This window comes from Streptomyces halobius (genome assembly GCF_023277745.1).
In the GTDB taxonomy this organism is placed as follows: Bacteria; Actinomycetota; Actinomycetes; order Streptomycetales; family Streptomycetaceae; genus Streptomyces; species Streptomyces halobius.
The window spans coordinates 5,056,382-5,081,804 of record NZ_CP086322.1 but is presented as its reverse complement, the minus strand read 5'-3'; the positions used below and the strand labels follow the sequence as shown (position 1 = coordinate 5,081,804).

At 70.0% G+C, this 25,423-nt stretch carries 15 protein-coding genes and 1 pseudogene; 11 read left to right on the top strand and 5 right to left on the bottom strand.

Annotation, left to right across the window (positions count from 1 at the left end; all coding sequences use genetic code 11):
- Positions 1–53: 53 nt before the first annotated feature.
- Positions 54–2,138, bottom strand: coding sequence for a PhoX family protein (locus tag K9S39_RS23045; protein WP_248865242.1), 2,085 nt, complete (start codon positions 2,136–2,138; stop codon positions 54–56).
- Between the two features lie 478 nt (positions 2,139–2,616).
- Here K9S39_RS23045 and K9S39_RS23040 point away from each other — a divergent pair, with 478 nt between their 5' ends.
- From K9S39_RS23040 to metG, 3 genes are all read left to right on the top strand, one after another.
- A complete protein-coding gene (locus K9S39_RS23040; protein ID WP_248865241.1) occupies positions 2,617–4,077 on the top strand; it encodes a vWA domain-containing protein in 1,461 nt (486 codons plus the stop codon).
- Between the two features lie 221 nt (positions 4,078–4,298).
- Complete coding sequence (locus tag K9S39_RS23035; RefSeq protein ID WP_406707997.1) at positions 4,299–5,927, top strand: MFS transporter; 1,629 nt, start codon at positions 4,299–4,301, stop codon at positions 5,925–5,927.
- 201 nt (positions 5,928–6,128) lie between these two features.
- Positions 6,129–7,853: a methionine--tRNA ligase gene (metG, locus tag K9S39_RS23030; RefSeq protein ID WP_248865239.1), complete on the top strand. Its 1,725-nt coding sequence runs from the start codon at positions 6,129–6,131 to the stop codon at positions 7,851–7,853.
- A gap of 347 nt (positions 7,854–8,200) precedes the next feature.
- On the opposite strand, the gene aspS is transcribed toward metG, so the two are convergent.
- Positions 8,201–9,988, bottom strand: a complete 1,788-nt coding sequence (gene aspS, locus K9S39_RS23025; RefSeq protein ID WP_248865238.1) for an aspartate--tRNA ligase — start codon at positions 9,986–9,988, stop codon at positions 8,201–8,203.
- Positions 9,989–10,399: 411 nt separating this feature from the next.
- Here aspS and K9S39_RS23020 point away from each other — a divergent pair.
- Positions 10,400–12,538 (top strand): annotated as a pseudogene (locus K9S39_RS23020) (ATP-binding SpoIIE family protein phosphatase); the annotation flags it as partial.
- Here K9S39_RS23020 and K9S39_RS23015 read toward each other — a convergent pair.
- The 3 genes from K9S39_RS23015 to K9S39_RS23005 all read right to left on the bottom strand — a co-directional run bounded on the left by K9S39_RS23015 (position 12,493) and on the right by K9S39_RS23005 (position 15,435).
- Entirely contained in the window at positions 12,493–13,710 is a 1,218-nt protein-coding gene (locus K9S39_RS23015; RefSeq protein ID WP_319949575.1) for an AI-2E family transporter, read from the bottom strand. The pseudogene K9S39_RS23020 and the gene K9S39_RS23015 sit on opposite strands and share 46 nt — an antisense overlap.
- A gap of 132 nt (positions 13,711–13,842) precedes the next feature.
- Complete coding sequence (locus K9S39_RS23010) at positions 13,843–14,799, bottom strand: pirin family protein (protein WP_248865236.1); 957 nt, start codon at positions 14,797–14,799, stop codon at positions 13,843–13,845.
- A gap of 162 nt (positions 14,800–14,961) precedes the next feature.
- Complete coding sequence (locus K9S39_RS23005) at positions 14,962–15,435, bottom strand: SseB family protein (RefSeq protein ID WP_248865235.1); 474 nt, start codon at positions 15,433–15,435, stop codon at positions 14,962–14,964.
- Positions 15,436–15,614: 179 nt separating this feature from the next.
- On the opposite strand from K9S39_RS23005, the gene K9S39_RS23000 reads away from it, so the two are divergent.
- The 7 genes from K9S39_RS23000 (at position 15,615) to K9S39_RS22970 (ending at position 25,387) form a co-directional block, all read left to right on the top strand.
- Complete coding sequence (locus tag K9S39_RS23000) at positions 15,615–17,441, top strand: acyl-CoA dehydrogenase (RefSeq protein ID WP_248865234.1); 1,827 nt, start codon at positions 15,615–15,617, stop codon at positions 17,439–17,441.
- 316 nt (positions 17,442–17,757) lie between these two features.
- Complete coding sequence (locus K9S39_RS22995; RefSeq protein WP_248865233.1) at positions 17,758–19,053, top strand: M18 family aminopeptidase; 1,296 nt, start codon at positions 17,758–17,760, stop codon at positions 19,051–19,053.
- Position 19,054: 1 nt separating this feature from the next.
- A complete protein-coding gene (locus tag K9S39_RS22990) occupies positions 19,055–21,061 on the top strand; it encodes an AfsR/SARP family transcriptional regulator (protein WP_248865232.1) in 2,007 nt (668 codons plus the stop codon).
- Between the two features lie 244 nt (positions 21,062–21,305).
- Positions 21,306–21,998 (top strand): DUF4232 domain-containing protein, encoded by a 693-nt coding sequence (locus K9S39_RS22985; protein ID WP_248865231.1) that lies wholly within the window; start codon positions 21,306–21,308, stop codon positions 21,996–21,998.
- Between the two features lie 425 nt (positions 21,999–22,423).
- Complete coding sequence (locus tag K9S39_RS22980; protein ID WP_248865230.1) at positions 22,424–23,446, top strand: NlpC/P60 family protein; 1,023 nt, start codon at positions 22,424–22,426, stop codon at positions 23,444–23,446.
- 173 nt (positions 23,447–23,619) lie between these two features.
- Positions 23,620–24,513, top strand: a complete 894-nt coding sequence (locus K9S39_RS22975; RefSeq protein ID WP_248865229.1) for a helix-turn-helix domain-containing protein — start codon at positions 23,620–23,622, stop codon at positions 24,511–24,513.
- Positions 24,514–24,727: 214 nt separating this feature from the next.
- Positions 24,728–25,387 (top strand): DUF4232 domain-containing protein, encoded by a 660-nt coding sequence (locus K9S39_RS22970; protein ID WP_248865228.1) that lies wholly within the window; start codon positions 24,728–24,730, stop codon positions 25,385–25,387.
- Positions 25,388–25,423 lie beyond the last annotated feature (36 nt).

Here is a 25,423-nt window from a genome sequence, read left to right as displayed (position 1 = left end):
CGCGCCGTACGGCCCTGCGGCCTACGGGCCTTATGGCCCTACGGACCCGGAGCTCACACCCCGATGTCCCGCCCGTTCTCCCGCCACACGCTCACCACGGACGGCCGGACCAGCGCCCCGGCACCGTCCGGCCACTGCGACGCCGGCTTCTCCACGCTCGCGCCGTCCACCTCGCCCGGATGCTGCACGGCGATCATGACCCTGCGGTCCTGGACGATCGGCCCGCAGGTCTCGGCCCCCTTCGGCACGGTCAGAAACTGCAAGACCTGACCGCGCCGTTCGCCCGCGGTCGCCACCCCGAACAGCCCGTCATGGCTGCCCAGCGCATTGCCGTCGGTCGAGATCCACAGATTTCCGTACGCGTCGAACGTGATGTTGTCCGGACAGGAAATCGGGCTGACCTGATCCTTCGGGAATCCACCGAAGTACGTGGCCGGGTCCTCGGGGTCGCCACAGACCAGGAACAGATTCCAGTGAAAGCGTTCCGACGACGGATCGCCGCAGTGCTCGCTCAACTCCAGAATCTGTCCGTGCTTGTTGGCGTTCCGGGGATTGGCCTCGTCCGCGGCGGCCTTCCCGTCCTTTCCGCGGTCGCTGTTGTTCGTCAGGGCGGCATAGACCCGTCCGGTGCGCGGGCTGGGCTCGACGTCCTCCGGCCGGTCCATCTTCGTGGCGCCCACCTTGTCGGCGGCCATCCGCGTGAAGACGTACACCTCTTCCGCCGTCATCCCCGGCACATACGACCTACGGCCGCTGGCCAGCGGAATCCACTTCCCGGAGCCGTCGAACTCGCCGTCCTCCGGCAGCTTCCCGGAGCCGTCGATCTCCCCGGCGCTGTCGCCGGTGAACTTGGCGACGTACAGCGTGCCTTCGTCCAGCAGCGTCCGATTGTGCTCCCGGACGTGCGGTGTGCTGCCCCGCTTCATCCGCTTCGCGGAGACGAACTTGTAGAAGTAATCAAACTTCTCGTCGTCGCCCATGTAGAGCACCGGGCGGCCATCGTCCGTCAGCCGGGGCTCGGCCGCCTCATGCTTGAACCGTCCCAGCGCCGTCAGCTTCCGCGGCGTCGACTCGGGATCGAATGGATCGATCTCCACGACCCACCCGAACCGGTTCACCTCATTCGGCTCGCGTGCGACATCGAAGCGCTTGTCGAACCGCTCCCACTTCCGCTCACTGGCGGCCCCGGCCACCCCGTACCGCTTGAGCCGGGCCGCCGCTACCGGATCGGTGACGGAATCCCCATTGGCGAAATACTGATGGAAATTCTCCTCGCCCGACAGCACCGTGCCCCACGGCGTGATACCGCCACCGCAGTTGTTGAGCGTGCCGAGAATGCGGGTGCCCTCGGGATCCGCAGACGTCTTCAGCAGCTCGCTGCCCGCCGCCGGGCCGGTGACCTCGAACGGTGTGGTCCCGGTGATCCGACGGTTGAGGTGGTGACGCGTCACCGCGGTCAGCCGACCGGTGCGCCGCTCCTCCTGAGCGACGAGTATGGACAGACCATGCGCCGCCCAGCCGATCTCGGCCTGCTCACGCGTCGGCTTCTCGGGATCGTACCCGGCGAACATCAACTGTTCGTCCGTGTACTCGTGATTGATCACCAGCAGCTGCCGGTGCCGCTCACCCGGCACCTCCAGCACGGCCATGTAGTCGTTGTTGTAACCGAACTGCCCCGCCTGCGCCTTGGCCGACTGCTGATCGGGACGGAAGGCCGGGGCACCACGCAGGATCGGGTCACCCCATCGGATGACGACATTGTGCGCATACCCCTCGGGCACCGTGACATCGTCGACGGTATTCGGCGCGACAACCGGGAACCGCAGACCACGCGCGGCCTTCCCGCTCTTCCCGCCCCTCCCACGGAGGTCGCCGGGGCCCGCGGCGGTCGCGGCGCCGGCCTGCGGTGCCCCCGCCCCGGTCAACACGGCACCGCCGGTCGCGGCCGCGACCGTCACCACCGCGGCCGCCCGCACCATGGAACGCCGCGACAGCGCACCGGCGATGACATCACCGACATATTCGTTGTCGCTCACATTGGGCGTCTCATGGAAACAGGCGTCGCCGCAGCGGTACCGGCACGTCATGGCCGAACGCCCGCCGGGGTGCGAGCCGATCAGCGGCAGAAACTTGCGCACGCTTTTCTCCTCCGTAACGCGCTATACGCGCCGAACGCGCCATCCGCGTCGTTCAGTTTGTTCGCTTCGCTCGATTCGCCGTGACGGTAAGGGCGCCGGCCCGCCGGACGGCATCGTGAGCGTGAACTGAAGGTGAATCCGAGGGGACTACGAGCCCGAGGGACCCATGGCCGACTGCCCCACCTCCGACCAGACCCAACGCAGCGAGCTGACCAGGCACGACGCAGGCGGCCGGCCCCACCTCCGACCAGGTGCAACGCAGCCGGCCCGTCGGCCATTCACCGAACCGCCACAACGCACACCCCCTGGCCGAAACCGCATCCCGCCATCAGCCCCCCGGATGGCCCACCACACAAGGCGCGGGGTCCCACGATGAGCCCGGTGCAGGCCGCTACCCTTACGTATCCGTCCTGGTCAGGGACATGTCTGTGCTTCACGGACATTCGCCGCACCCACCACACGCAAGAGAGGTTCGCCGATGGGCATTCGGAGTCTGCTGCGCAACGCTTTCGGTCGCTCGAAGGCGACCCGTGAAGAGACCGGCGCGGCACCGAGCAGCGCCGATACGCCGGAGTCGGCGACGATCCCGGAGGCCCGCGAGGAGTCCACGCCGGTATCCGCCACCCCGACCCCGGAACCCGAGGTACCCGCCGCCCGCACGGCTCCCGCCGAGAGCCCCGCCCCGGAGCCGGAGCCGACGCCGACGACCGCCACGCTCCCGGCACAGGGCAGCCCGGTGGACAGCGGGACGGCGGAGCCGAAGACGACGGCGGCTACGGCGGCTACGGCCGCCACGGAGGGGGTGGGGCAGACGGAGGAGGTCGTCGCGACCGCCGGCACGGCTGCGACCGCCTCCTCGACCGCCATCCCGGCTGCCGATGCGCCCGAGGAGCCCGTAGCGCCTCTTGAGGCAATTCAGGCAACTCACGCCACTGAGGCAGCTGAAACCGCTGAGGCCACTGAGGAGCTCAAGTCCGCGTCGCCCATTGAGATCGCTGTGGAGCCCAAGGCCGACACCATCTCCGATCTGGTGAGCCGGGCGTTCGACAACCCGGCACCGGTGGCGGCCGACCCGGAGCCTGCCACCGAACCGGCGAAGGCGGAGCCGAAGCCGAAGCCGAAGCCGGAACCGATGGTGGAGGCGGAGCCAATGCACGCCCCCGCGCCGGAACCGACCCCCGCAAAGGCCACTACCCCCGACACCGCGTCCGCCACTCCCGCCATCTCCCTCACGAAGGTCGAGTCCACGGCCCCCGGCCTCGTCAGCCTCTACAAGTCCGCGGGCGTCACCCTCCAGAAGCACGGCCTCGCCACCCAGCGCGCCGCCGTCTACCTGGTCCTCGACCGCTCCGGCTCGATGCGCAACTACTACAAGGACGGCACGGTCCAGCACCTTGCCGAGCAGGCCCTCGGCCTCTCCGCCAACCTCGACGACGACGGCATCGTCCCGGTCGTGTTCTTCTCGACCGACGTCGACGGAACCACCGACCTCGACCTCACCAACTACGAGGGCCGCATCGAGGAACTGCACTCCGGCCTCGGCCACATGGGCCGTACGAACTACCACTGGGCCATCAACGCCGTCGTCGAGCACTACAAGAAGTCCGGCTCCGAGGCCCCGGCGTTCGTCATCTTCCAGACCGACGGCGCGCCGACCTCCAAGCCGGCCGCCGAAAAGGCCCTGTGCGAGGCCGCCGAACTCCCCATCTTCTGGCAGTTCATCGGCTTCGGCGACCCGGACGCAAAGGGCTTCGACTTCCTCCGCAAGCTGGACGACCTGGCCGTCCCGGAGAAGCGCGTCGTCGACAACGCCGGCTTCTTCCACGCCGGCCGCGACCCCCGCAGCCTCTCCGCCGACGAGCTCTACCAGCAGCTGATGGTCGAGTTCCCCGAGTGGCTCACCGAGGCCCGCACCACCGGCGTCCTCAAGGACAACTGACCCACCCCACAGCGCTCAACTCTCCATCCCACGGCCGTGGTGGGCCCCATCGGGCCCACCACGGCCGTCGTCCTTGCTCAGTGACGAAAAGTGATCCGCCGTGGTAGGCACGCCCGTTGGGGTTGGTTGTGGGGCATTACCAGCCAACCCCAAACCCGACCAAAGACCAACGAATGAGAGCTCGGATCTCGGGGCTCGGATTCCGAGATCCGGGAGTCGAGATGCGGGAGCCGGGAGCCAGGCCGCGCCCCGGCACACCCCCGCACCACCAGGCGCCCCACCGCCACCCCGCCTACGCTGAATGGGTGAAGGGTGAACCGGTCACCCCCAGCCGGCCCACCCAGCCCGCGGCTGATCCGCGTCGCTGGTGGGGACTGGTCGTGATAGCGATCGCGCAGTTGATGGTGGTGCTGGACGCGACCATCGTGAATATCGCGTTGCCGTCGGCCCAGCGGGCCCTCGGAGTGTCGGACGCGAACCGGCAGTGGGTGATCACCGCGTACACCCTCGCCTTCGGCGGCCTGCTGCTCCTCGGCGGGCGGATCGCGGACCTGGTGGGCCGGAAGCGGACCTTCATGATCGGGCTGGTCGGGTTCGCCCTCGCCTCCGGGCTGGGCGGTGCGGCCACCAGCCCCGGGATGCTGTTCGGGTCGCGCGCCCTGCAAGGCTCCTTCGCCGCGCTGCTCGCCCCGTCCGCGCTCTCACTGCTGACCACGACCTTCACGATCGGGAAAGAGCGGAGCAAAGCGTTCGGTATCTACGGCGCGATCGCGGGTGGTGGCGCCGCCATCGGCCTCATCGCGGGCGGGCTGCTGACCGAGTACCTGAACTGGCGCTGGTGTCTGTACGTGAACGTCCCCATCGCGGCCCTCGCGTTCGCCGGCGCGGCCGTATTCCTGCACGACAAGCCGGTCCGCGCCCCCGCCCATCTGGACGTACGCGGCGCGGCGCTGGGCTGCGCCGGCCTGGTCGCGATCGTCTACGGATGCAGCGAGGCGCAGCCGCGCGGCTGGGACGACGGGCGGGTCCTCGGGCTGCTGGCGGGCGGCGTGACGCTGCTGGGCGTCTTCGCGTGGTGGCAGACGCGCGCCCGCCACCCGCTGCTCCCGCTGCATATCGTTCGCGACCGCAATCGCGCCGGCGCCTTCCTGACCATGGGCCTGGCCGTCATCTCGATGTTCGGAATGTTCCTGTTCATGACCTATTACTTCCAGGTCGTGCTCGGCTATTCGCCGGTCAAGGCGGGACTGGCGTTCCTGCCGATGGTCGCGGCGATCGTCGTCGGAGCGACGCAGATCTCGGCGCGGCTACTGCACCGCGTCGCGCCCCGGATGCTGATGGTTCCCGGGGCGCTGACCGCCGCCGTGGGCCTGTTTCTGCTGACGTTCCTGACCGCACGCCCCGCGTACGCCTCGCACGTCCTGCCCACCGAACTCCTCTTCGGCCTCGGCATGGGCCTGATCTTCATGCCGGTGATGGCAACGGCCACGGGCGGGGTGGCGCTACGCGATTCCGGCGTCACGTCCGCGACCGTCAACACGGCGCAGCAGGTGGGCGGTTCGATCGGCACGGCGCTGCTCAACACGATCGCGACATCGACCGGCGCAACGTACATCGCGTCCCGCCTCGCGGACGCCGCGCGAAGGAATGAGGGCCGTCTGACGCCGGCCCTGCGGGACGCCGTCGTGAAGGAGGGAGTCGTCCACGGGTTCAACGTGGCGATCGGGGTCGGCTCGCTGATCATGCTGCTGGCCGCGGTGATCGCCGGCCTGATGATCACGACCCGGACGGCGAAGCAGGGCCCGGTGACGGAGGAGGAGCCGCCGGTCAGCGACCGGCGGCGGGTATGAGGAAGTCGGCCCGGGCGGTGGATTCCCCCCTCGCCCCGAAGAGTTCATCCGCCACCCCGCCTGCTTCGGCGGCACCGGCCGCCTCCCGCACGGCGAGCCCGTACGGCCGCCCGCGCCGCCACCCCCCGCCCGGTCCAGTACGATATTGACGTTCCGTAAAGCAAATACTCACTCACCGTAGCGACTTGGGAGCAGCCGGCAATGGCTCGACACCTCATCACCAGCGCCCTTCCGTATATCAACGGGATCAAGCACCTGGGCAACATGGTGGGGTCCATGCTCCCGGCCGATGTTTATGCCCGGTATATGCGGCAGCGCGGGCACGACGTCCTCTACATCTGTGCGACGGACGAGCACGGCACCCCCGCCGAGCTGGCCGCGAAGGAGGCCGGGCGGTCGGTCGACGCGTTCTGCGGCGAGCAGCACGACCGGCAGAAGGCGATCTACGAGGGATTCGGGCTGGAGTTTGATTACTTCGGCCGGAGTTCTTCGCCGGAGAATGTCGAGCTCACCCAGCATTTCGCGCGGAAGCTGCACGAGAACGGCTTCATCGAGGAGCGCGCCATTCGGCAGGTCTACTCGAATGCCGACCAGCGCTTTCTGCCGGACCGCTACATCGTCGGCACGTGTCCGCACTGCGGCTACGACAAGGCGCGTGGTGACCAGTGCGAGAACTGCACCCGGGTGCTGGACCCGACGGATCTGATCGACGCGCGGTCGGCGATCAGCGGCAGCGGCGACCTGGAAGTACGCGAGACCAAGCACCTCTTTCTCCTCCAGTCGAAGCTGCAGCACGAGGTCGAGGGCTGGCTGGACGGCAACGGCAGCAAGGAATGGCCGACGCTCGCTTCCTCCATTGCGCACAAGTGGCTGACGGAGGGCCTCCAGGACCGCGCGATCACCCGCGACCTGGACTGGGGCGTTCCGGTGCCGGCCGATGTGTGGCCGGAGCTGGCGGCCGAGGGCAAGGTCTTCTACGTCTGGTTCGACGCGCCGATCGAGTACATCGGGTCGACGAAGGAGTGGGCGGACGTCGACCCGGAGAACCGCGACTGGAAGTCGTGGTGGTACGACGCCGATGACGTCCGGTACACGGAGTTCATGGCCAAGGACAATGTGCCGTTCCACAGCGTCATGTTCCCGGCGACGCAGCTGGGCACCCGCGAGCCGTGGAAGAAGGTCGACTTCCTGAAGGCGTTCAACTGGCTCAACTACTACGGCGGGAAGTTCTCGACGTCGCAGAAGCGCGGGGTCTTCACGGACGCGGCACTGGAGCTGCTGCCGGCCGACTACTGGCGCTATTTCCTGATGGCCCACGCCCCGGAGTCGGACGACACCTCCTTCACCTGGGAGCTGTTCGCCTCCACGGTCAACAAGGACCTGGCGGACACGCTCGGCAACTTCGTCAACCGGGTGCTCTCGTTCTCGCGGAAGCGCTTCGGGGACGAGGTGCCGGCGGGCGCGCCGGCCGGTGCCGCGGAGCAGAAGCTGGGCGAGGAGATCGCGGGGCTGCTGGCGGAGTACGAGGGCCACATGGAGGCCCTGCAGTTCCGTAAGGCGGCGGCCTCGCTGCGTGCCCTGTGGAGCGCGGGCAACTCCTACCTGGAGGAGAAGGCCCCGTGGCTGGAGATCAAGACGGACAAGGACGCGGCGGCGCTGACGCTGCGGACCGCGATGAACCTGATCCATCTGTACGCGATCGTGTCCGAGCCGTTCATCCCCTCCTCGGCGAAGGCGATGCGGAGCGCGTTCGCGCTGGAGAACGACACGGCGGTGTGGGTGTCCCAGGAGGAGGCGCAGACGCTGTCGTCGGTGCCCGCCGGGACGCCGTTCACGGTGCCGCCGGTGCTCTTCGCGAAGATCACCGAGGATGATCTGGCGGCTTACCGGGAGCAGTTCGGCGGGGGCGAGGACGGGGACGCGTAACCGGCACCCGTAACCACTGGCGATGCCCCTGGACCGAGGCCGGTCCAGGGGCATCGCCATGGGCGGACGCCCGCGAGGGGCGGCCGAGGCACGCCCCCACCGTCTTCCACCATCCACCCTCGGGAGGTGCCGGACCGCACGACGGAGTCCGGAGTTCCGGCACCTCTGCCGAACAGCCCCGCGCAGCGGAACACAGCCACAGCAACCCCCACGGAGGGAAAGCCGAACACGGCGAGGCCCGCCGCAGGCGAAACCCCCACGGCGGGCCAACCGAAAACGGCGAGCGACCAAGTCGGCCCGGGCCAGGCGCAGCGGACCACCACGTCGGCGCGAGCCGGGCGCAGCGCCTACTTCGTCGGCTTGTAAGGCGTCGGCTTGGCCGGCCCCCGGTAGATGCTCAGATGCAGCTCCTTCAGCCGCGCCTCCTCCAGCTCCGTCGGCGCGCCCATCATCAGGTCCTGGGCGTTGCCGTTGAGCGGGAAGGCGATCGTCTCGCGGATGTTGGGCTCGTCGGCGAGCAGCATCACGATGCGGTCGACGCCCGGGGCGATACCGCCGTGCGGCGGGGCGCCGTACTGGAAGGCGCGGAGCATGCCGGAGAACTCGTGCTCGACGGTCTCCTTCGAGTACCCGGCGATCTCGAACGCCTTGAACATGATCTCGGGCTCGTGGTTCCGGATCGCGCCGGAGGACAGCTCCACACCGTTGCAGACGATGTCGTACTGCCAGCCCAGAATGTCCAGCGGGTCCTGGGTCTCCAGGGCCTCCAGGCCGCCCTGCGGCATGGAGAAGGGATTGTGCGAGAAGTCGACCTTGCCGGTGTCCGCGTCCCGCTCGTACATCGGGAAGTCGACGATCCAGCAGAAGCGGAAGACGTCCTCCTCGAAGTGGCCCGCGCGCTTGGCGGCCTCGACGCGGACCGCGCCCATGATCTTCGAGACCTCGTCGAAGTCACCCGCGCCGAAGAAGACCGCGTGGCCCGGCGCGAGCGACAGACGCTCGGTGAGGACCTTGACGTTCTCCTCGGTGAGGAACTTGGCGATCGGGCCGGTCAGCGAGCCGTCCTCGCCGACCCGCACCCAGGCCAGGCCCTTCGCGCCGTGCTCGACGGCGTAGTCGCCGAGGCCGTCGAAGAACTTCCGCGTCTGGGAGGCGGTGTCCGGCACCGGCAGCGCGCGCACGTGCTTCCCGGCGAACGCCTTGAACTCCGAGCCCTCGAAGACGTCCGTGATGTCGACGAGCTCCAGCTGGGCGCGGAGGTCCGGCTTGTCGGAGCCGTACTTCAGCACGGCCTCGCGGAACGGGATCCGCGGGAAGGGCGAGGTGACGTGGCGGCCGTTGCCGAACTCCTCGAAGAGTTCGGTCATCAGCTTCTCGACGGGCTGGAAGACGTCCTCCTGCTCGACGAAGGACATCTCGACGTCGAGCTGGTAGAACTCGCCCGGCGAACGGTCGGCGCGGGCGTCCTCGTCGCGGAAGCAGGGCGCGATCTGGAAGTAGCGGTCGAAGCCCGAGATCATGAACAGCTGCTTGAACTGCTGCGGGGCCTGCGGCAGCGCGTAGAACCTGCCGGGGTTCAGCCGGGACGGCACCACGAAGTCGCGCGCGCCCTCGGGGGAGGTCGCGGTCAGGATCGGGGTCGCCATCTCGTTGAAGCCGAGCGCGGTCATCTTCTGGCGGATGGCCGAGATGACCGCCGTACGCAGCATGATGTTGCGGTGCATGCGCTCGCGGCGCAGGTCCAGGAAGCGGTACTCAAGACGCCGTTCCTCGCCCACCCCGTCGTCGGTGTTGATCTGGAACGGCAGCTGCTGTGCGCCGCCCAGCAGCTCGACCTGGGAGACCTCGACCTCGATCTCACCGGTGGGCAGCTCGGGGTTGATGTTCTCGGCGCCACGGGAGCTGACCGTGCCGTCGATGCGGACGACCGACTCCTTGTTGAGCTTGTCGAGGGTCTCGTACGCGGCGGTGCCGGGGCGGGCGACGAGCTGTGTGATGCCGTAGTGGTCGCGGAGATCGATGAAGAGGATGCCGCCCAGGTCACGTCGATTGTGCAGCCAGCCGCTGAGGCGAACGTCCTTGTCGACGTCCGCGGCCCGGAGCTCGCCGCAGTTATGGGACCGGTACCGATGCATCGCTCATCCAAGTCGTCGCGAGTCGAGGTGGGGAGTTGAGAAGTTGCCGGGGGATACGGGGAGAGGCGGGAGACACCGCGCACGCCGGGGCCTTCGCCCGGTCACCCGCTGTGTCACCCGGAGCACCCGGATCACCGGAAAGGCCACCCCAGGATTGACATAACCGCTCCAGGTTACCGTCCCGGCCCCGCGCCGTTCATTGACATATACACATCACGGTCGCCCGGTGCCGGTCACGGCCGTTCACGTGCCGTCGCGGTCGTCCCGGTACCATCACGGCCGCCCCCGATGCCCAGCACGGCCGAGCCGAAGTGGGTCAGGGGCCACAGCTGCCCCCATGGTCGCGCCCGGTCACCCTCGGTCACGTTCCGCTCATTGGTCGGCCCCTTCGCATCTGCCTAAAGTAAGGCAATGCGCACCAAGGACCTCCTGGCCGCCATCGCGACCGGCCTGTGGCGCTGGGACAACGCAGCGGGACGAGTGACCCTCGACGCCGAGGCGGCCCGGCTGCTCGGGCTTCCCGCCGTGCCGGTGGAGCTGAGCGCGGCGACCGTGCGCTCCCGTTTTCATCCCGTCGACTTCGCCGAGATCAACGGCGTCATCCAGCTCGCGGTGGCCGAGGAGACGGTCGCCGAGGCCCGGCTGCGCATCGTCGACGAGCACGGCAAGGTGCTGCGTATCGTCCGCTCCCGCTCCCGCCCCCGGATGGTCGACGGCGACTACGAGCTGGTCGGCACCCTCCAGGAGGTCCCCGAGCCGCAGCCCGGCACCTCCGCCGCGCACACCCCGATCACCGGCGACTGGCGGCGCTCCCGTGAGGCGTTCCTGCTGGACGCCGGGCGGGCGCTGGCGGAGGCGCGGTCCACCGCCGAGGTGCTGCGGGTGGCGGCGGGGCTCTCCATGCCCGGGTTCATGCCGGAGGGCCTGGCGGTCTTCGGTATACAGGGCGACCGGGTCTCGGTGATCGGCCACCACGGCCATGAGCCGGGTGACGAGCGGCCCTTTCTGGATATGCCGCTGGACACCGACTATCCGGCCGCCGAGGTGATAAGGACCGGCCGGGCGGTCTATCTGCCCACGCCCGAGGACTACCGCCGCCGCTACCCCGCCACCTGGCCGATGGCCGCCCCCTTCAACCGCACCTCGTGGGCGTTTCTGCCGCTGGTCAACGCGGGCCGGACGATCGGCGCCTGGATGGCGGGGTTCGGCCATCCGGTCGCCTTCACCCCCGACGAGCGCTCGGTGCTGACCACCGTCGCCCGGATGCTGGCCCAGGCGCTGGCCAGGGCCGGTGTGCAGGAGTCGCAGCAGGAGCTGGCGGTCGGACTGCAGCGCAGCATGATGCCGACGGTGCAGCCGGACATCCCCGGGATGACGGTCGCGGCCCGCTATGTCCCGACCGGCGGCGGGCTGGAGGTCGGCGGCGACTGGTACGACATGATCCCGCTGCCGTCCGGCCGGATCGCGCTGGTCATCGGGGATGTCCAGGGGCATGACGTACGGGCCGCGGGCCTGATGGGGCAGCTGCGGATCGCGCTGCGGGCCTACGCGTCCGAGGGCCATCACCCCGACGCGGTACTCTCCCGCGCCTCCCGCTTCCTGGTCGGGATCAACGAGACCGCGGCCCGTGGCCAGGGCGAGGATCCGCGCTTCGCGACCTGTCTCTACGTCGAGGTGGACCCGGCGACCGGGCTGCTGGACATCGCACGGGCCGGCCACCCCGAGCCGGCGATCCGGATGAGCGACGGCACGATGCTGATCCGTCCCACCGCGGGCGGGCTGCCGCTGGGCATCGACCCGGACGCCGACTACCCCACCACCCGGTTCGTGCTGGAGCCCGGCGAAACCATGATGGTGTGCACCGACGGGCTGATCGAGACCGGCGGCCACGACCTGGAGACCGGCTGGGCGCGGCTGCGCGGCATCATCGAGGCGTATGACGGCGGGGAGGACGCCGACAGCCTGGAGCGGCTGGCCGATGCCCTGGTCCAGGCGGTGCACGGGCCGTCCTCGCACCACACCACCGGGCCGCTGGCCGACCGCCGCGAGGACGACATCGCGATGTTGCTGCTGCTCCGTGAGGGTGGCAGCTGTGCGGTGGGCACCGGCGGCCCGCGGCCGCGGCAGCCCGTACGCCGTACCGTCCTGACCGTCGCGCAGGCCGAACCGGAGCGGATAGCCGAGGCGCGCCGGCAGATCCGGGACGTGCTGCACGACTGGGCCGACGCGGACCAGGTCGACTCCGCGGTGCTGATGGTCTCCGAGATCGTCACCAATGTCCTGATGCACACGGACGGGGACGCGCTGCTGGTCGCCGAGATCTCGGGCGAGCGGGGCAGCCGGCGCATCCGTGTGGACGTCGCCGACGGCAGCGATGAGCTGCCGCACCGCCGCAGCCCCGGCGAACTGGCGTCCTCGGGACGCGGTCTGGTGCTGCTGGAGCTGCTGGCCGGGGCGTGGGGGGTGGAACCGCGCGGAGACGGCAAGTCGACGTGGTTCGAGATCTACGAGGACGGGGGCGACGGGGGAGCGGCCGCCGGGCCGGTGTCCCCGGACGGTGCCGCGTCGGCGGGACCATGGGGGCCGGACGGGCCTTCCGGTCCGTCCGGCCCCGCCGGTCCGTCCGATCCCGGGGAGCCGGTGCCCGAGCCCGCGGCGTAGTGCAGTCGCAGTTCGTGGAGCACTCCGGAGACGGCCGCGGTCAGCGGTACCGCCAGCAGCATGCCGAGGATCCCGGCGACGCTCGCGCCGGCCGTGATCGCCAGCAACACCGTCGCCGGATGCATCTGGACCGTACGGCTCTGGATCACCGGCTGCAGGACATGGCCCTCCAGCACCTGCACGGCGAGGACGACGCCGAGCGCCCAGAGCGCGATCACGAAGCCGCGGTCCGCGAACGCCACCAGGATCGCCACCGCGCCCGAGATGAACGCACCGAGGTAGGGGATGTAGGCGCCGACGAAGACCAGCGCGCCCAGGCCGAACGCCCCCGGCACCTTCAGGATCAGCAGGCCGACGGTGATGAACAGGGCGTCGATCAGCGCGATGAAGGTGGTGCCGCGCATAAAGCCCTCGATGGACTGGAAGCCACGACGGGCCATCCGCTCCAGCAGCGGTGCCGATTCGCCGGGCGCCCAGCCGTGCAGGGCACGTACCGCCTTGCCCGAGTCGCGCAGGAAGAAGAACGTCAGCAGCAGGGCGAGCACCGCCGCGGCGATGGCCTGGCCGACGACGCTGACACCGGTCAGCAGCCCGGACGCCGCGCTGCTGCCGAACCTGCTGGCCAGGTCCTTGGCGTTGGAGGCAAGGTCGTCGAGTGAGGTGCCGGCCATGCCGAAGTACTTGGAGACGCCCTCGGCGGCGTCCTTGAGCGAGGCGATGATCTGGTCTCCGCTCTCGACCAGCGCGCTGCCGACGATGTAGCCCACGCCGCCGACCACGACCAGCAAGGCGGCACAGGTCAGTCCGGAGGCCAGCGAGCGGTTGAACCTCATCGCCACCAGCCGCCGGTACAGCGGCCCGAGCAGCGCGCTCCCCAGCAGGGCCAGCAGCACGGGCACCACCGCCGCCCTCAGCCAGACGGCGAGCCACACCGCCAGCGCCACCACGGCCGCGACCAGCAGCACCACCCCGCACCAGGCCGCGGCCCGCCGGGCCTCGATCGGGAGCAGCGGCTGACCGTGCCCGGGGCCGCGCCGGTCTTGATCCGAGTCGTTTCGCACCTGGCCAGTCCACCACGGCGCAGCGGCGGGCGACCGGAATGCGCGGCGTACGGGGTCCTCCGGATCGGGCACGACATCACGGCGGGGGGCGAGGTTTCACGTGAAACCTCGCCCCCCGCCGCCGTGTTGTCCTCAGTGCGCGTCGGCCGGGATCGTCCCGAGACGACCGGCCTGGAAGTCCTCGAATGCCTGGGCCAGTTCGGCGTGGGTGTTCATCACGAACGGTCCGTAATGCGTCATCGGCTCGCGGATCGGCAGCCCGCCCAACAGCACGACCTCGAAGTTCGGGCTGCGCGACTCCTGGGTCTCGTGCGCCCGGACCCTGACCGAGTCTCCCCCGCCACCGAAGACGACCGACTGGCCCATCCGGAACGGCCGTCCGTCCGCGCCCGCCGTGCCGTGCCCGGCCAGGGCGTAGGCCAGCGCGTTGAAGTCCGCACGCCAGGGCAGCGTCAGCTCCGCGCCCGGATTCAGCGTCACATGCGTCATCGTGATCGGTGTGTGGGTGATACCCGGTCCCCGGTGGCCGCCGATCTCACCGGCGATCAGACGCAGCAGCGCGCCGCCGTCAGCGGAGGTCAGCAGCTTCACCTTGCCGCCGCCGATGTCCTGGTAGCGGGGGGCCATCATCTTGTCGCTCTGCGGCAGGTTCACCCACAGCTGGAGGCCGTGGAAGAGGCCGCCGGACACCACGAGGGACTCCGGCGGCGACTCGATGTGCAGCAGACCGGAGCCCGCCGTCATCCACTGGGTGTCGCCGTCGTTGATGACGCCGCCGCCTCCGTGCGAATCCCGGTGCACGAACGTCCCGTCGATCAGATAGGTGACCGTCTCGAAGCCGCGGTGCGGGTGCCAGGGGGTGCCCTTGGCCTCCCCGGCCCGATACTCCACCTCGCCCATCTGGTCCATCATGATGAACGGGTCGAGGTGCTGGTAGTCGATGCCGGCGAACGCCCGGCGCACCGGAAAGCCCTCCCCCTCGAATCCGCTGGGCGCGGTGACCACGTCCGTGACGGGGCGGGTACGCGACGCGACGGGGGCGGCCACACGCGGCAGGCTCAGCGGATTCTCTACGGTCACTGCGGGCATGACGGCCTCCTCGGTCGCTCGTCCAATTTAGTTGAACCCTTAACGAAAAGCAAGGCAGGCCACCTTCCCGCCTGCGTTTCCGCAGGCCGGAAGGATGGGAAGAGGAGGACGGACCAGGGGCGGACGAGCCAGTGCCTTCCGGCCCCGCCCCTCGGACGGGCCCTAGCCGTACATGCGCCGCATGGCGAAGTCGACCATCTCCTCGACGGCTTTCGCGTCGAAGACCATCCGGTGGTCACCCTCCATGTCGAGGACGAAGCCATAGCCTGTCGGCAGCAGGTCGAGCACCTCGGCGCCGGTGATCACGAAGTACTTGGACTCCTTGCCCGCGTACCGCCGCAGCTCCTTGAGCGAGGTGAACATCGGGATCACCGGCTGCTGGGTGTTGTGCAGCGCCAGGAAGCCGGGGTTCTCGCCACGCGGGCAGTAGATCTTGGACGTCGAGAAGATGCCCTGGAAGTCCTCGGCCGACATCGAGCCGGTCGTGAACGCGCGCACCGCGTCGGCGAGGGAGGGCGGGGACGGCTCGGGATACAGCGGCTGCTCGCCGTAGCCCCCGGGGGACGGTTGCTGCGGCGGGGGCGGCGGCGCACCGTACTGCTGCCCGGCACCCGTGTTCTGGTCGTAGCCGTACATGCGGCACAGCGTACTGATTCGGCGGTGTGGCGGGGGACGCTCGTCACAGATGGGTGGTTAGGGGTTGCTTCTTATTACCGGCGGGTAGCATTATCTTGGCTACTTGCTGGTATTGCGTTTTGAGGTCACCGCCTCGTTTCGAGGTGCCTTCCTCCCCGAATCCTTACGGAGCCGTACCCATGGGGCACTACAAGTCGAATCTCCGCGACATCGAGTTCAACCTCTTCGAGGTGCTCGGCCGTGACAGCGTGTACGGCACCGGACCGTTCGCGGAGATGGACGTCGACACCGCCAAGAGCGTGCTGTCCGAGATCGCCCGGCTGTCCGAGAACGAGCTGGCCGATTCGTTTGCCGACGCCGACCGGAACCCGCCGGTCTTCGACCCGGAGACCAACACCGCGCCGATCCCGGACTCCTTCAAGAAGAGCTACCACGCGTACATGGACGCCGAGTGGTGGCGTCTGGGCATCCCGGAGGAGATCGGCGGCACCACCGCGCCGCGCTCCCTGCTGTGGGGCTTCGCCGAGACGATCCTGGGCTCCAACCCGGCCCTGTGGATGTACTCCTCCGGCCCCGCGTTCGCCGGTGTGCTCTTCGAGGAGGGCACCGAGCAGCAGAAGCACATCGCCAAGATCGCCGTGGAGAAGGGCTGGGGCTCCACGATGGTGCTGACCGAGCCCGACGCGGGTTCGGACGTCGGCGCGGGCCGCACCAAGGCCGTCCAGCAGGAGGACGGCTCCTGGCACATCGAGGGCGTGAAGCGCTTCATCACCTCCGGTGAGCACGACATGACGGAGAACATCCTCCACTACGTCCTCGCCCGTCCCGAGGGCGCCGGTCCGGGCACCAAGGGCCTCTCCCTCTTCCTCGTCCCGAAGTACGAGTTCGACTTCGAGACCGGCGAGCTGGGCGCCCGCAACGGCGTCTACGCGACCAACGTCGAGCACAAGATGGGCCTGAAGGCGTCCAACACCTGCGAGATGACCTTCGGCGACAAGCACCCCGCCAAGGGCTGGCTCATCGGTGAGAAGCACGACGGCATCCGCCAGATGTTCATGATCATCGAGTTCGCCCGCATGATGGTCGGCACGAAGGCCATCGCGACCCTGTCGACGGGTTACCTGAACGCGCTGGAGTACGCCAAGGAGCGGGTGCAGGGCCCGGACCTGGCCGCCTTCACCGACAAGACCGCGCCGAAGGTCACCATCACCCACCACCCCGACGTGCGCCGCTCGCTGATGACGCAGAAGGCGTACGCCGAGGGTATGCGCGCGCTGGTGCTCTACACCGCCACCGTGCAGGACGAGATCATGATCAAGGAGGCGGCCGGTGAGGACGCCTCCGCCGAGAACGCCCTGAACGACCTGCTGCTGCCGATCGTCAAGGGCTACGGCTCGGAGAAGTCCTACGAGCAGCTGGCGCAGTCGCTGCAGATCTTCGGCGGCTCCGGCTACCTGCAGGAGTACCCGATCGAGCAGTACATCCGGGACTCCAAGATCGACACCCTCTACGAGGGCACCACCGCGATCCAGGGCCAGGACTTCTTCTTCCGGAAGATCGTCCGCAACCAGGGCGCGGCGCTCACCCAGCTCTCCGAGACCATCAAGAAGTTCCTGGCCGACGCCGTCGGCGGTGCGGAGCTGGAGGGCGCCCGCGGCGAGCTGGCCACGGCCGCCGCCGACCTGGAGGCGATCGTCGGCGCGATGCTGACCGACCTCGCCGCCACCGAGAAAGACGTCAAATCCATCTACAAGGTCGGCCTCAACACCACCCGCCTGCTGACGGCTTCGGGTGATGTGGTCATCGGCTACCTCCTCCTGAAGGGCGCCGCGGTGGCCCAGGAGAAGCTGGCGACCGCGTCCTCCAAGGACAAGGCGTTCTACCAGGGCAAGATCGCGGCCGCGAAGTTCTTCGCGCACAACGTCCTGCCGGGCGTCGCCGTCGAGCGCTCGCTGGCCGAGTCCGTCGACCAGTCCCTGATGGAGCTGGACGAGGCCGCGTTCTGAGCCTCTCGGAACGCTTCTGACGAGCCCTCCGCGTCCTGGGCACGCGCCCTGCCGGCACGTTCTGAGAGGGCTCTCAGAATCGACGCCCACAATGACGATGCCCGCCTCCCTTCCCCCGGGCAGACGGGCATCGTTGTGTGCGCGGAAGCCCGCCCCGGACGGCCGGGCGGTCGAGAGGCCGGGCGGCCGGCCGGCCCCGGAATCCCGGGTTCCGGTGGGGGATCCGGTACCGGTCGCAGGAATCGTGGCCGGAAGGAAGCGGCCTCACGTTGCGCAGGCACGAGGAATGCGGGGGATGGCTCCTTATGCTGAAGACATGAGCCACTCCTCCCGCTTCGATCGCGGCCACACCGACGACCTGATGTCCTTTCTCGCGGCCAGTCCCTCGCCGTACCACGCGGTGGCGAACGCGGCGGAGCGCCTGGAGAAGGCCGGTTTCCGGCAGGTCGCGGAGACCGACTCATGGGACGGGCGCAGCGGCGGGAAGTATGTGCTCCGGGGCGGCGCGATCGTCGCGTGGTACGTACCGGAGGGTGCCGCCGCGACGACTCCGTACCGGATTGTGGGGGCTCATACCGACTCTCCCAATCTGCGGGTCAAGCCGATTCCGGACACCGGCACCCGCGGCTGGCGGCAGATCGCCGTCGAGGTCTACGGCGGGCCGCTGCTCAACACCTGGCTCGACCGCGACCTCGGGCTGAGCGGCCGGGTGACCCTGCGGGACGGCAGCGACCGGCTGATGCATGTCGACCGGCCGCTGCTGCGAGTGCCACAGCTGGCCGTGCATCTCGACCGGACGGTGAACACCGAGGGCCTGAAGTTGGACAAACAGCGGCATATGACGCCGGTCTGGGGCCTGGGCGAGGTGGCCGAGGGCGAGCTGATCGCGTTCGTCGCGGAGGAGATCGGCGTCCCGGCCGGGGAGGTGCTCGGCTGGGACCTGATGGTGCACAGCGTGGAGCCACCCGCCTATCTGGGACGGAACCGCGAGCTGGTTGCGGGACCGCGGATGGACAACCTGCTGTCCGTGCACGCCGGTACGGCCGCACTGACCGCGGCGGCCACCGCCGACCGCGCGCCGGCCGGTATCCCGGTGCTGGCCGCCTTCGACCACGAGGAGAGCGGCAGCCAGTCCGACACCGGCGCGGACGGCCCGCTGCTCGGCACGGTGCTGGAACGTTCTGTCTACGCGCGCGGCGGCTCGTACGAGGACCGCTCCCGAGCCTTCGCGGGCACCGTGTGCCTGTCGTCCGACACCGGCCACGCGGTGCACCCCAACTACAGCGAGCGGCACGACCCGGGCCATCACCCGCTGCCCAACGGCGGCCCGCTCCTCAAGGTCAACGTCAACCAGCGGTACGCGACGGACGGCAGCGGCCGGGCGGTGTTCGCGGCGGCCTGTGAGCGGGCAGGCGTGCCGTGGCAGTCCTTCGTGTCCAACAACGCGATGCCGTGCGGGACGACGATCGGACCGATCACCGCCGCCCGGCACGGCATCGCGACCGTCGACATCGGCGTCGCGATCCTCTCCATGCACTCGGCACGGGAACTGTGCGGCGCCGACGACCCGTATCTGCTGGCGAACGCCCTGACGGCCTTCCTGGAGTGCTGAGTTGGAATTCTCACTGCTGGGCCCGATCGCCGTCACGACCGGCTCCGGGGAGCTGTCGCTCGGGCCGGCCAAGCGGCGCAGTGTGCTGGCGCTGCTGCTGCTGCAGCCCAACACGACCGTTCCACTGGAGCAGTTGATCGACTCCCTGTGGGAGGACGAGCCGCCCGAGCATGCCCGTACGGTCGTCCAGGGGCATGTCTCACGACTGCGCGCGACGCTCGCCGAGGGCGGCGCGAACGGGTACGGCATCGAGCTCACCACGCATGGCTCCGCGTATCTGCTGCGGCTGCCCGAGGAGTTGATCGACGCCCACCGGTTCGGGGAGCTGGTGACGCTGGCCCGGCCCGAGCAGGCGCCGGGCGATGCCGTCCCGCTGCTGCGCGAGGCGCTGGGGCTGTGGCGCGGCCCGGCGCTGACCGGCACGGTCACCAGCCCGCCGTTCGCGGCCGCCGCGCATGCGCTGGAGGAGCGCCGGCTGACCGCCGTGGAGGCACTGGCGCGGGCGCACGGCGCGCTCGGCGAGCATGAGCAGGCCGCGGCCATCCTCTACTCCGCCGCGGTCAACCACCCCCTGCGGGAAGGGCTGATCGCGGCGCTGATGCGGGCGCTGTTCCGTACGGGGCGGCAGTCCGACGCGCTGGAGTGGTTCCACCGCACCCGCCGGCTGCTCAACGAGGAGCTGGGCGTCGATCCCGGCGAGCGGCTGAGCGGCGCGTACGAGGAGATTCTGCGGGCGGAGGCGGCGAGCGGGCGGCCGGCCGGGGCCACGGCCGGCGGGCGTTCCGTGGCGGGCGGGGAGCGCCGGCGGGTGCCGGTGCAGGGCGGCGGCGCCGGGGTGGGCGTCTCTCCTGCGGCGGGCGCGGCGCGGGTGGATGCCGCCGGTGGGGTGGATGCCGGTGGGGTGGACGCCGCTCGCGGTGGGGGTGTCTCCCTTGGTACGGAGGGCGGGACGGCCGGTGCGCGCGAAGGGGCCGGGCGGGCCGGGACGACGCCGCGGCTGCTACCCAGACCCCCCGCCCGCTTCCTGGGACGCGAACACCAACTCGCCGTGCTGACCGACGCGCTGTCCGACCGTACGACCGGTGAGAGCCCCCTCGCGGTGGTGGCGGGACCGGCCGGCGTGGGCAAGACCGCCTGTGCCGTGCAGTGGGCGCATCTGCATGCCGCGGCCTTCCCGGACGGCCAGCTCTTCGCCGATCTGCGGGGCTTCGGCGAGGGCGACGAAGCCCCGCCGACCGAGATCCTGCGCGACTTCCTGCTCGCGCTCGGCACTCCGCCGGAGCGGGTACCCACCTCCGCGCAGGCCGCCTCCGCGCTGTTCCGATCGCTGGTCACGGACCGCAGGCTGCTGGTCGTCCTGGACAACGCCCGCCACTCGGCGCAGGTCCGGCCGCTGCTGCCGGGCGGCCCGCACTGCGCCACGGTCGTCACCAGCCGCAGTCGCCTGGACGGCCTGGTCGCCACCGACTGCGCCCGGCCGGTCGGCCTCCAGGTGCTCGGCCACGAGGAAGGGGCCGCGCTGCTGGGCGCGATGCTCGGCCCCGAGCGGGTCGACGAGGACCCGGCCGCGGCGCGCGAACTCGTCGATCTGTGCGACGGTCTGCCGCTGGCGCTGCGGGCCGCCGCCGCTCAGCTGACCGCCCGGCCGCGCTGGCGGCTGGCCCGGCTCACGGCCGCGCTACGCGACGAACGGCGGCGTCTGGCATTGCTGTCGGCAGAGGACACCGGCATCGCGAAGGCGCTGCGGATGTCCGTCGCCCGGCTGTCGGCGGACGACGCACGGCTGCTCAGCGCGCTGGCGACCAGCGCGGACGGGCACCTCAACGCTTCTGTGGCGGCGGCGCTCGCCGGGTACGACCCGGAGCGTACGCAGGACGGCCTGGAGCGGCTGGCGGAGATGCACCTGGTCGACGAAGAGGCCACCGATGTCTACACGATCAGTACGCTCACCCAGTTGTTCGCGCGGGACGAGCGGGGCGAGGGGCGCGGGGGCGACGTGGCGAAGTGACCGGCGGGGGCGGCGGGCTCGGTGCGACGGACTCCGTACGACCGGCCCCGGTGCAACGGACACGGTGCGACCGGCTCTGTACGACGGCCTCGGCACGCGGGTCGCACGGGGCGTTAGGCAAGCGTTAGTGACACGGCAGCGGCGGGCGGCAGCCTTGTCGACGCAGCCTCGGGGACACGGCCTTGTGGACACCATGCGGGGCTGCGCCGTTCCGCAGGACGTATCGCCTACAGGGGAGGCCGGAATGCCGCGCACCGACGCCACCGCCAGTACCACTTGTGATGCCCGCACCGGCCGGACCGTCCGCCGCCGCGTGCTGCGCACCGCCGTGGCCGGGCTGACCGCCGTCGCCGCGCTCACCCTCACCGCGTGCGGCAGCCAGGAGGACGCACTCAAGACGGCACCCGCCAAGCCGTTCCACCCGGCAGCCGAGACGGCGGCCGGGGCGGAGCCGGCAGCGGCCGGGTACCACAGCGGCCAGGACGACCGTGCCCAGACCGCCACCACCCGGCGCTCCGCCTGCGACGCCGCCACGATGCGCATCGTGGCGAAGCGGCTGCCCCGGCCGGTCAACCACGTGCTGCTTGAGGCCACCAACACCACCGGCACCGCCTGCGACCTCTACGGCTACCCGCGCCTGCGGTTCGACGACGCACAGGCGTCCGTCGCCGATCTCCCCGAGAGCAAACCGCAGGCCGTGGTGACCCTCGCCCCCGGCGAGAGCGGTTACGCGGCGGTGATGACCTCCGCCGCCGACGGCTCCGGCCACCACGGCGGCACGAGGACGTCGCTGACGGCCGGCCTCCCCGGACGCGACGGCAAGGGCAGCGTCGGCGGCTCGGCACACGTGCCGCTGCCGGGCGGCTCGGTGTACGTCGACGACAGCGCATGGGTGACGTACTGGCAGCCGAACCCGAGCGACGCCGCCAGCTGGTAGGCCACCGGCGGCAGATCCGCCGTAGATCCCCCGCAGATCCGCCGTAGGTCAGCAGTCGATAGTGGTAGATCACCTGCCGACACCTCCACGAACCAGGGCGCCCGTATCCCCTAACAGGCGCCCTTCGGCGTGTCCGGACGGCTCCCCCCTGCGGCGGGCCGTCCCGTCATGTCCCGCCGGCCCGGGTCCGGCGTCCCACGCTCGACCCGCGCTCCTGACGCCTTCGCAGGTCACAGATGTGCGCGCGGATGGGACGTCCCATGGGACACGGAAACGCCGATCAACTGCCGTACCCCACCACACGATGGGTCCCGTCGCCGCGGCCCCGACCGTCCGGCGACGACTCACGTGACCGGCGATGTTTCACGTGAAACGCCGCCACCGACCGGGCGGCGTCCAACAGCCAGACGTGGAGGGGAATCGTCATGCACGAGCACAGCACCACGCAGCCGGTGGACACCACAAGTCCTGCCGACACCATGCGGAGCACGGACGGCCGGGCCCACCGACGCCGCTCCCCCTTGCGCAGGACCGTGCTGCGCAAGGTGCTCCCCACGGTCGCCGCGGCCGGCATCGGCGTCGCCGGGTTCGCGGGGTTCGCCCATGGCGGCGAGCCGTCCGACACGGCAGCCGGCGGACGGACGGGGACCAAGACCGCGCTCTCCCGCGACACCGTCTCCACCCCCACCGCCCGCGGCGCGAACATTGGCTCCATACGCCAGGCCGCGGCCGCCGACTTCCCCACCTGGGGCACCCGTTGGGTGGTGCACGCCAGCGCGGACGTCCACTCGCCCTCCGTAGGAATGATCAACAAGTCCGCCCCCGGGCAGGACCGGATCACCGCGGACTACCAGGTCGACACCGGCCGCAAGGTGTGCGAGGGCAACGCCTGCTCGACCTTCATGGCCCATATCACCGGCCCGGTGAAGGGCTTTCTCAGCGTCGTGGCGGTGGACATACCGCAGGACCGGCTGCCCGGCGTGCCGGTCCAGGACGGCCCGCCGCCCCCGCAGCCCAGCGGCTCCCGGCAGGAGATGCTCAACCGCGCCGCCGCCTGGCTCACCGCCAACAACGGTGCCCAAGTCCCGTACAGCCAGGCCAAGGTCTGGAAGGACGGCTACCGACAGGACTGCTCCGGCTATGTGTCCATGGCGCTCGGCCTGCCGACGCCCGGCACCAACACCGTGGGCCTCGCCACCAACCGCAGCATCACGCGGCCCATCTCGGTGGGCGAGCTGAAGCCCGGTGACCTGCTCATCGACGCGGCCGGCGACAACAACAACCGGCATGCCGTGATCTTCGAGAAGTGGAACAACGACGCGCACACGTCGTACACCGCCTTCGAGCAGCGCGGCGGACACGGGACCGATCACCGGACGCTGACCTACGGGCTGCCGGGCGGCGACGCGGAGTTCAAGCCGTACCGCCCTGTGCAGTTCGGCGACTGAGCCCGCCGCATTTCATCAGGAACCTGATTCATCAGGACCTGACCCACAGCAAGGTAACCAGCCGCAGAGATTTCACGGATTGATCCGGGTCCGATCCGGATCGTGTGACGAGGGGCACTTCCGTCGCAGGGGAGCGGAAGTGCCCCTCGTGCGGGCATGGTGGCTGTGCTGGAATGCGAGACGTGTCTGGCAATCCGAACCACGCCGCGAACATCCGTCGAAAACCACTGGCTCCCCTTCCCGAAGAACTCTCCGGACCCACACGGGACTTCGTCGCCGCCCTGCGCCATATGCATGGCGAACTCGGCTACAGCCTCAAGGAGTTGGAGGGCCGGCTACCTGCCAGCCGTTCCTCCCTGTCGCGCTACCTGCGCGGCCAGAGCCTGCCCGACGAACGCTTACTGGTGCAGTGGTGCAAGCTCTCCTTCACGGGCGAGGACCGGCTGCCCGCCCTCGTCGAACTGCTGCACCACGCCAACGAGGCGGCGGACGCGGGCGAGCACGACGACCCGCCGCATACGGAGCGGACAGACGAGGAGCCGACGGCTCCACGGGACACGCCCCAGGTGCCGCCCGTCCGGCGCCGGCTGAGGCTGGTGCTCGCCGGGCTCGGCACCGCCGCCGTCCTCGCCGCCACCGCGATCGCCGTTCCGGCACTGACCGGCGGGGACCAGGGCGGCTCGACGGACGGATCGGCGAACGGCGGTCGGACGCAGGGGATTCAGGGCTCACAGACCTCCGAGTCGGGCACCGGCTCCGCCCGGATCACCGTCCACAACGTCGAGAAAGCCTGTCAGCACAAGCGCACCAGGGACTGCGCGCTCGGCCTCTCCCGCGACCCGTTCCTGCCCTATCGCCGCTCCAACGTCGTCGGCCATGTCTGGCACGGCGATGTGCTGCACGCCGTCTGCCGTGTCGCCAACGGGATCACGGTGACCGATGAGGTGGGCGGGCACAGCAGCCTGTGGTTCCGGGTCGAGAACGACGGCGAGCGGGCCTGGGTGCCGGGCATCCGCATCCGGCCGGAGCAGATGGAGAACACCTCGCTGCCCAGCTGCCCGGGCTGATCCCGATCGTCGCTGCCCGGACTGGTCCCCATCCTGGCCACCCGGACTGATCCCGATTCGCCGAGAATGCCGCGCACTGTCGCCAACACCCCTCTGCCTGCGGTGATTCGCCGTCGCCCAACCCGCCCTGGCCTATCTGGCGGCCATCGATATCGTGGCGGTGCCATGACAGACACGCTGTGCTGATCGCAGTGACCTACTGGGGGACCCACCCATGACCGCACGCCGCTCCCGCCGCCGCACCGCCGCGTACGCCGCGCTCGCCCTGGCCCTGTGCGGCTCGCTCGCGCTGACGGGCTGCAACAGCAGCACATCCAAGAAGTCGAAGAAGACCTCGTCATCGTCCAAGAGCAAGAAGCGCAAGATCATCGGTGGCGGCGGGACCGCGGCGGGCGCGGGGGCGGGCGCGGCATCGCGCAGGACGACCACCTGCAAGCCCAGCTCGTACAAGGTCCGGTTCTCGCAGATTGCGAACCCGAATGGCCGCGTGATCGTGAAGTTCGTCAACAGCCTCAGCCGCCCCTGCAGGCTCTACGACGCACCGCTGCTGCGCTTCGACAACGCCGCGAAGCCGCTGCCCTTGGTGAACGACGACAAGGGCATGCTGGGACACAGCATCGCCGTTCCCCCCAAGGGCAAGGCGTACGCGGTCATCCCGACCAGCACCGCCGCCGCCAAGGGGACCGAGAAGAAGACCGTGAAGGTCACCTTCATGGGCGGCGTGGATGACAGCGACACCTCGGCCAACATGACCGCCGACATCAAGCTCGGGACGGGCCGGGGCCACAACAGCGACGCGATCTCCGTCGGCAACACCAAGGTCACCAACTGGAATTCCAGCCTCCGCGGCGCCGAGGCGGAGGCCGGGAAGTAGTCGGCCCCATCCGGCATACCGCCCGACCACGCGCCC

What these genes read in the sequence shown, in the direction of transcription:
- K9S39_RS23040 (WP_248865241.1), top strand. Translation starts at nt 2,617, where the DNA reads ATGGGCATTCGGAGTCTGCTGCGCAACGCTTTCGGTCGCTCGAAGGCG.
- K9S39_RS23035 (WP_406707997.1), top strand. Translation starts at nt 4,299, where the DNA reads ATGCGGGAGCCGGGAGCCAGGCCGCGCCCCGGCACACCCCCGCACCAC.
- metG (WP_248865239.1), top strand. Translation starts at nt 6,129, where the DNA reads ATGGCTCGACACCTCATCACCAGCGCCCTTCCGTATATCAACGGGATC.
- aspS (WP_248865238.1), bottom strand. Translation starts at nt 9,988, where the DNA reads ATGCATCGGTACCGGTCCCATAACTGCGGCGAGCTCCGGGCCGCGGAC.
- K9S39_RS23010 (WP_248865236.1), bottom strand. Translation starts at nt 14,799, where the DNA reads ATGCCCGCAGTGACCGTAGAGAATCCGCTGAGCCTGCCGCGTGTGGCC.
- K9S39_RS23005 (WP_248865235.1), bottom strand. Translation starts at nt 15,435, where the DNA reads ATGTACGGCTACGACCAGAACACGGGTGCCGGGCAGCAGTACGGTGCG.
- K9S39_RS23000 (WP_248865234.1), top strand. Translation starts at nt 15,615, where the DNA reads ATGGGGCACTACAAGTCGAATCTCCGCGACATCGAGTTCAACCTCTTC.
- K9S39_RS22995 (WP_248865233.1), top strand. Translation starts at nt 17,758, where the DNA reads ATGAGCCACTCCTCCCGCTTCGATCGCGGCCACACCGACGACCTGATG.
- K9S39_RS22985 (WP_248865231.1), top strand. Translation starts at nt 21,306, where the DNA reads ATGCCGCGCACCGACGCCACCGCCAGTACCACTTGTGATGCCCGCACC.
- K9S39_RS22980 (WP_248865230.1), top strand. Translation starts at nt 22,424, where the DNA reads ATGCACGAGCACAGCACCACGCAGCCGGTGGACACCACAAGTCCTGCC.
- K9S39_RS22975 (WP_248865229.1), top strand. Translation starts at nt 23,620, where the DNA reads ATGCGAGACGTGTCTGGCAATCCGAACCACGCCGCGAACATCCGTCGA.
- K9S39_RS22970 (WP_248865228.1), top strand. Translation starts at nt 24,728, where the DNA reads ATGACCGCACGCCGCTCCCGCCGCCGCACCGCCGCGTACGCCGCGCTC.